This window comes from Lentiprolixibacter sp. (genome assembly GCF_982873095.1).
Map to the genome: position 1 here is coordinate 1 of NZ_CEYNTP010000019.1, position 6,502 is coordinate 6,502.

Annotated in this window: 7 protein-coding genes; 4 read left to right on the forward strand and 3 right to left on the reverse strand. The window is 46.6% G+C overall.

The window, feature by feature from the left end:
* The 3 genes from AC4E7D_RS02540 to AC4E7D_RS02550 form a co-directional block, all read left to right on the forward strand.
* A partial coding sequence (locus AC4E7D_RS02540; RefSeq protein WP_490172238.1) for a transporter associated domain-containing protein occupies positions 1-484 on the forward strand: 484 nt, incomplete at its 5' end.
* The gene (gene gldD, locus AC4E7D_RS02545) at positions 474-1,022 is read left to right on the forward strand and encodes a gliding motility lipoprotein GldD (RefSeq protein ID WP_490172239.1); all 549 of its coding nucleotides are present in this window, start codon (positions 474-476) and stop codon (positions 1,020-1,022) included. The genes AC4E7D_RS02540 and gldD, both read left to right, overlap by 11 nt.
* Before the next feature lie 35 nt (positions 1,023-1,057).
* Positions 1,058-1,993, forward strand: coding sequence for a pyridoxal-phosphate dependent enzyme (locus AC4E7D_RS02550; RefSeq protein WP_490172240.1), 936 nt, complete (start codon positions 1,058-1,060; stop codon positions 1,991-1,993).
* Here AC4E7D_RS02550 and AC4E7D_RS02555 read toward each other — a convergent pair.
* A complete protein-coding gene (locus AC4E7D_RS02555) occupies positions 1,990-2,394 on the reverse strand; it encodes a hypothetical protein (protein WP_490172241.1) in 405 nt (134 codons plus the stop codon). The genes AC4E7D_RS02550 and AC4E7D_RS02555 overlap by 4 nt on opposite strands.
* Positions 2,395-2,478: 84 nt before the next feature.
* Between AC4E7D_RS02555 and AC4E7D_RS02560 the strand changes: the two genes are divergently transcribed.
* A complete protein-coding gene (locus tag AC4E7D_RS02560; protein WP_490172242.1) occupies positions 2,479-3,366 on the forward strand; it encodes a DMT family transporter in 888 nt (295 codons plus the stop codon).
* 31 nt (positions 3,367-3,397) lie between these two features.
* Here AC4E7D_RS02560 and AC4E7D_RS02565 read toward each other — a convergent pair whose 3' ends face one another.
* Positions 3,398-5,476 (reverse strand): insulinase family protein, encoded by a 2,079-nt coding sequence (locus AC4E7D_RS02565; RefSeq protein ID WP_490172243.1) that lies wholly within the window; start codon positions 5,474-5,476, stop codon positions 3,398-3,400.
* A gap of 1 nt (position 5,477) precedes the next feature.
* Positions 5,478-6,502, reverse strand: a 1,025-nt coding sequence (locus tag AC4E7D_RS02570) for a M16 family metallopeptidase (RefSeq protein WP_490172244.1), incomplete at its 5' end; no start/stop codon positions are given.

Genomic DNA, 6,502 nt, shown 5'->3' on the forward strand with positions numbered 1-6,502 from the left:
TAAATCGTTTAACTGGACCTCCCTGATCAGGGAGCCTTACTTTGTCCCGGAAAACAAGAAACTGGACGACCTGCTGCTGGAGTTTCAGGACAAGAAAAACCATCTGGCTGTTGTGGTGGATGAATATGGAGGCACATCCGGTATCGTAACCTTAGAGGACATTATTGAAGAGATTGTAGGGGACATTAGCGACGAATTTGACGATGAGGACCTCATATTTTCCAAATTAGATGATCATACCTATGTCTTTGAAGGCAAAACGACCCTCAAGGATTTCTACCGGGTTGCCCACATTGAAGATGAGGAAGATTTTGAGGAACAAAAGGGAGAGTCTGAAACCATAGCAGGCTTTGTGCTGGAAATCTCCGGCAGTTTTCCAAAGAGGGGCGAAACCGTTCGCTTTAAGGAATATCAGTTCCTGGTGGAAAGCCTGGATAAAAAAAGATTGAAACAAATAAAAGTCACCTTACCCCATGCGACTTAGTGGTTATATTTTGGTTCTGGTTTTGATTTTTGTCAGTTCTTGTGGAGAGGAAACCCTCCCCAAACCCAAGGCAATGCTTCGGCTTGACTATCCGGAGGCCAAACGGATCATAGTGAACACCCCTGAATTCCTTTTCGAGCGAAATACCCTGTCTGAGGTTAAAGAGGAAAAAAACTCCATTACTCTGGATTATCCCTTGCTAAGGGCTGCCATCTACATCACCTACAAGCCGGTTAATAATGACTTAAAGGCCCTGCTCTCGGATGCCCAAAAACTGTCTTATGAGCACGTGGTAAAAGCAGATAATATAACTGAACAGCCCTTTATAAATAATGATGATGCGGTCTATGGGATGTTTTACGAGGTCCGGGGTGATGCGGCCTCCCAGGCGCAATTCTATGTAACAGACAGCACGCGGCATTTTGTAACGGGATCCCTTTACTTTTATGCCAAACCCAATTATGATTCTATCTATCCCGCTGCGGTTTATTTACAGCAGGATATCCGAAGGATCATGGAGACCATAGAATGCCAATAACATAATTGCAACTCAGGCAATAAGGCAGCTGTAGCATGGACAAACAAGCACTGATAGATACCCATATAAGGATAACACCATATATCCATCGGACTCCTGTACTTACTTCCCGTTTAATTGATGAACTGGCGGGGACGGCCTTGTTTTTTAAGTGTGAAAATTTTCAGCGTATGGGGGCCTACAAGATCAGGGGGGCTACGAATGCCATTCTGCAGCTCCCAGCGGAAAAGCGCAAGAAAGGGGTGGTAACCCACTCATCAGGTAACTTTGCCCAGGCCTTGGCTTTGGCTGCTGGCAACCTTGGTGTGACCGCGCATATTGTGATGCCTTCCAATGCCCCCAGGGTAAAAATGGAAGGGGTAAAAGCCTATGGAGGCCATATCGTTTTATGTGAACCCACTATTGCGTCTCGTGAAAAAGAAGCCAACCGCATAGCGCGGGAAACCGGGGCTACCCTGATGCACCCTTCTAATGACCCCGATGTTATCCTGGGCCAGGGCACAGCAGCCCTCGAATTGCTTGAAGATTATCCGAACCTGGATTATATCGTGACTCCTGTAGGGGGCGGCGGATTGATCGCGGGCTCAGCACTGGCAGCGCACTACTTCGGTAAGGACTGCAAGGTTATAGGGGGAGAACCCTTTGAAGTAGATGATGCGTATCGCTCTTTCCATTCCGGGGTGATTGAATCCAATGCAACCACAAACACCATTGCAGACGGTCTGAAAACAGTACTTGGAGACAATACTTTTCCCATCATTCGAAAGTACGTTGATGACATCGTCCGGGTTACAGAAGAAGAAATAGTTACCGCCATGAAACTCATCTGGGAACGCATGAAAATCGTGGTGGAGCCTTCGAGCGCGGTAGCCCTTGCCGCAGTGCTCAGGGAAAAAAATCGTTTTCAGGAAAAGAATACGGGGATCGTAATTTCCGGAGGAAATGTAGACCTTGGGAACCTGCCCTTTTAGTCTTTTTCTAGCAGGGCCCTGGCCCGGGTAATACTGGAATTTACCTTGTCCCGCATGGCCTTCACTTTTTCTTCCTCTTCAAGAAGCCACTTTTGTTTTTCTTTAGTCAGGGCCTTGCCTTCCATGATCTCCTCATAGTCGAACCTGTCACCAAACCCTCCCATCCAGTCCATCATGGATTTGTGGGCTGCCTGAAGGTCTTTCATGGCCTTTTCATATTCCTGACCTGCAGCCGTGGAATCCACCATAGGCTTTAATTCTGCAACCAATTTACTGATGGTGCCCATTTCGGGCATTACTTCATCGTGGATGGCCATCACCTCTTCCATCTTGGTTGGCCCATTACAGGATGCCATGAGTGCCAGACCAATGATAAGCGTTGAAAAAATACGTGTGCGCATAACTGGGTTAAATAAAACCCAAAATTACGAATTAAGGACCCGTTTTGTTCCTAAATTATGTCACTTTTGCGGAAAATTATAAACATGAGTGATGTAAGCCGGAAATGGTTTTATCTCATTACCCTATCCCTGATCTGGGGCACCTCCTACATCCTTATCAAAAAAAGTCTGGAGGGCTTTAATCCAATTCAGATGGGCTCGGTACGTATTGTCATCACCACTGTTTTTCTTTTTCTCATTGGATTCAGGACCCTTAGGGGCATATCGCGGGAGGAATGGAAGTGGGTGGCAGCATCCGGGCTACTTGGCAGCTTTTTTCCGGTCTTCCTGTTTGCCTTCGCCCAAACGGAAATAGATAGTGGTATTGCGTCCATACTGAATTCTTGTGTACCCCTGTTCACCATTTTTATAGGTTACCTGGCTTTTCGGATCCGTTTTTCGTCCAATCAGTTGATCGGGGTGATTGTTGGGCTAATCGGTGCCTCCCTGCTGATCTTCCTTGGGGCAGATATTAATCCCGACCAGAATTACTGGTATGCCGGTCTGGTCATCATAGCCACTATTTGCTACGCTTTAAACGCTAATATCATTAAGGGCAAACTTCAAGAAGTCTCGCCCTTAGGCATCGCCGTCGGGAATTTTGCCGTTATGATCCTTCCTGCCACCGTAGTCTTACTCTTTTCAGGAGCACTGGGCGAGGAAGTTACCGCTTCTCCAAAATTTTTAAGCTCGGTAGGTTATTTGGCGATTTTAAGTTTGCTTGGTACTTGTGTGGCTAAGGTGATGTTCAACCGACTAATACAAATTTCTTCCCCGGTTTTTTCCGTATCGGTCACTTATTTAATCCCTATTGTAGGGGTATTTTGGGGGATAGTTGACGGGGAACGCTTTACGCTGGTACAGCTCCTGGCAGCGTTGGTAATTCTGATAGGGGTGTACCTGGTCAACAAGAAAAAAGCGCCCCAAAACTGAGGCGCTCTATTTATTGAATTACAAGATTTCCTTATTCAAAGTCTGCGTCCTTCACTTCGATGTTGATGACTGCTTCCAGTAATTTACTTTCAACTTTCTGAGGTCCCATAGTGCCTATCCGGGTCCCAGGAAATTTTATACCATCCACTTCCTGGTAATCAGCGTAAAGTACTTCCTGGTTTTGGGTCTGCCCATTCATATTGATCACTGAAGTTTCTTTTACCTTCAGTCCGGTGGCAACATCATAGAAATAGGTCGCCTGAACCACATCCCCGGCGACTTCAATTTTTACCGTCTCCTTGCCATCCACGTCTTCTGTGCCGGCGAGTTTTGCCTTGCCACTGGCCACAAAACTCTGCTCAGGGAATATTCCCAAGGCATTTTTCATGTCCTCTTGCATCTGTGGGGGCAGGGGTACCTTGTTGGCACCCTGTTTCATGTAGAGTTCATCTCCCTTGGCAATTACCCCCATCATGGGTGCATCGTTCATGTAAGTAGTTTGAGCGTACCTATCAACTGTCCGCTTTTCCTCTACTTTCAGTTTGGTCCCCATGACCTCTCCTTCGTAAACCAACTTTAAGGACTGTATCTGGGCTACCTTGTCTTTACCTCCAATGGCTTCGAAGTATTTGTCTACCACTGCCTGCACGGTCATCCCTTCAGGAATGCTCGCACTGTAGTCGGGTTTGTCACTTTTGTTAGCGTACTTGTCGTAATACAGGATGGGCACTTTCTTTCCATTAAAGGTGACCTTCTCCAGATTTTCCAGTACGTCGCTACCTTTCCCGGCCACTACGATCCTCGCATTTTTTGAATTAAAATACTTTTGGGCCGCGTTTTGAACATCCTCCACAGTAATGGCGTTGATGCGCTCCAGGTAGGTCTTGTAAAAGTCCTTGGGCAGGTCCTGAGTCTCGATATTCAGGGCGTAGCGGGCAATAGTAGACGGACGTTCCAATGCTCGCACAAAATTCCCCACGTACTTTGCCTTGGTATTTTTAAGCTCGGTTTCACTCACCGGCTCTTTGATGATGCGGTCTACTTCTTTCAGGATCTCAACCACGGAACTGTCTGTTACCATGTTGCGTACACTGGCCGTGGCTGTAAAGGTAGCAGGTACCCATTTGTTACTTCCGAGACGCGAATAAGACCCATAAGTATACCCTTTATCCTCCCGAAGGTTAAGAAACAGTCTGGCTTCACCACCACCTCCAAGGATCTGGTTGGCCACCAAAGCCGAAAGGTAATCCGGATCTTTCATTTTGAGGTTTACCAGGTTCTGAACAGCAATTTCAGATTGCACGGCGTTAGGGACATCAACGAAATTGATCTGAGTATACTGGGCATCTTTTGGATCCGAATATCCCAAAGAAAGCGGCGCTGCTTTGGTCCAGGGTGTGAAATATTCAGTTACGAGTTCCATTACCTGGTCAAACTCAACATCCCCAATCACTACCATGTAGGCATTGGCGGGCACAAAATAATTGCGATAAAAATTTTGGACATCCACCAGGGTAACCTTGTTTACACTTTCCTCTGTTAGGAATTCCCCATAAGGATGGTTTGTGCCGTATGCAAGTGCGGAACGCACCCTGCCGGCGATGGCGGACACGTCTTTTTCCTGGGTTTTCAATCCGGTGATCAACTTGTCCTTTTCCTTGTCGAACTCCTCCTGGGTGAAATTAGGGTTAATGGCAGCATCGGCCATCAGCTCAAGGATACGGGGGAAGTATTTGGACAAGGAACTGGCAAAGGCACTTTGAGATCCAAAATTAATGTTGGCCCCCAGGAAATCAACTTCCTCATTGAAATCGTCCTTGGGGATGTTCGTAGACCCATTACCCAGAAGGCTTCCGGTTAAACTGGACACCCCTGCTTTTTCCCCTTCAAGGATTGGGGGATTGTCTAGCGTGAGCTGAATGGATACCCGGGGAAGTTTATGGTTTTCTACCACGAGTACCTTCAGTCCGTTATTCAATTCGAAGCGTTGTGGCTCTTCCAGATTGATTTCGGGAGCTGGCCCTGGTTCGGGCATTTGGCTCCGGTCTACCTGCGCGTGCATCCCGATGGCTGCCAGCGCTAAAACAAAAGTCAGATATATCTTTTTCATATTAGTTTTCCATTTTTTCTTCAGGTAAATAATCAATTACCACCCTTTGGTTGGGTTTCAGATATTTTTCGGCTACCGTTTGAATCTCTTCACGGGTAATGGACCGGTAAATATCGATTTCCTTATTGATCAGTTCGGTATCGCCATAAAGCATGTAATACCGTGCAAGGGAATTAGCAATCCCCTGTATGCTGGAATTGGAATTCACATAACGGTTTTCAAACTTGTTCTGCAGTTTTTGGTAATCCCTTTCCGAAATCATCTGATCTCGTACTAAGGCAATTTCTTCCTCCATTTCCGTTACGAGGGTCTCCAGGGAGGTTTCCCCAACGGGCAGGGCGAAAACTATGTACATACCGTAGTCTTCCTGACCAATATTAAAGGCACCTACCTGCAGGGCTTGCTTTTGGTCGTCCACCATTTTTTTGTACAACTTGGAGCTCTTTCCATCGCTGAGGTAGGAGGAAATCATATCCAGCACATAAGCATCCCGCTGGCGGAATCCAGGTGTGCGATACGCGATCATAGAGGCCGGGATCTGAATATTCTTATCGTAGGCCTTGCTTCGAATCTCCTCTGTAATGGGTTCCTCCAAAGGATAGTTTCGGGAAATGTCGCCCCCTCTGGGGATCTCTGCGAAATAATCGGCAACCATTTTTTTGGTTTTCGGGATATCAATATCCCCGGCCACAACAAGTACTGCATTGTTGGGGACGTAATATTTCTTATTGTAAGCAATTACGTCTTCCAGTGTTGCAGCATCCAGATCCTCCATATAGCCAATATTAGGGTCCTTATATGGGTGAACTTTAAACAGATTTTTTCCTAATACAGGCAGGAGCTGTCCGTAGGGAGAGTTATCATAACGAAGGCGCTTTTCCTCTTTCACTACCTCCTGCTGGGTATCTACCCCGGTTTGGTCTATGATGGGATGCAGCATCCGTTCAGACTCCATCCATAATCCCAGTTCCAGGTTGTTTGAAGGGAAGACCTCGTAGTAATAGGTGCGGTCCTGTGATGTATTCG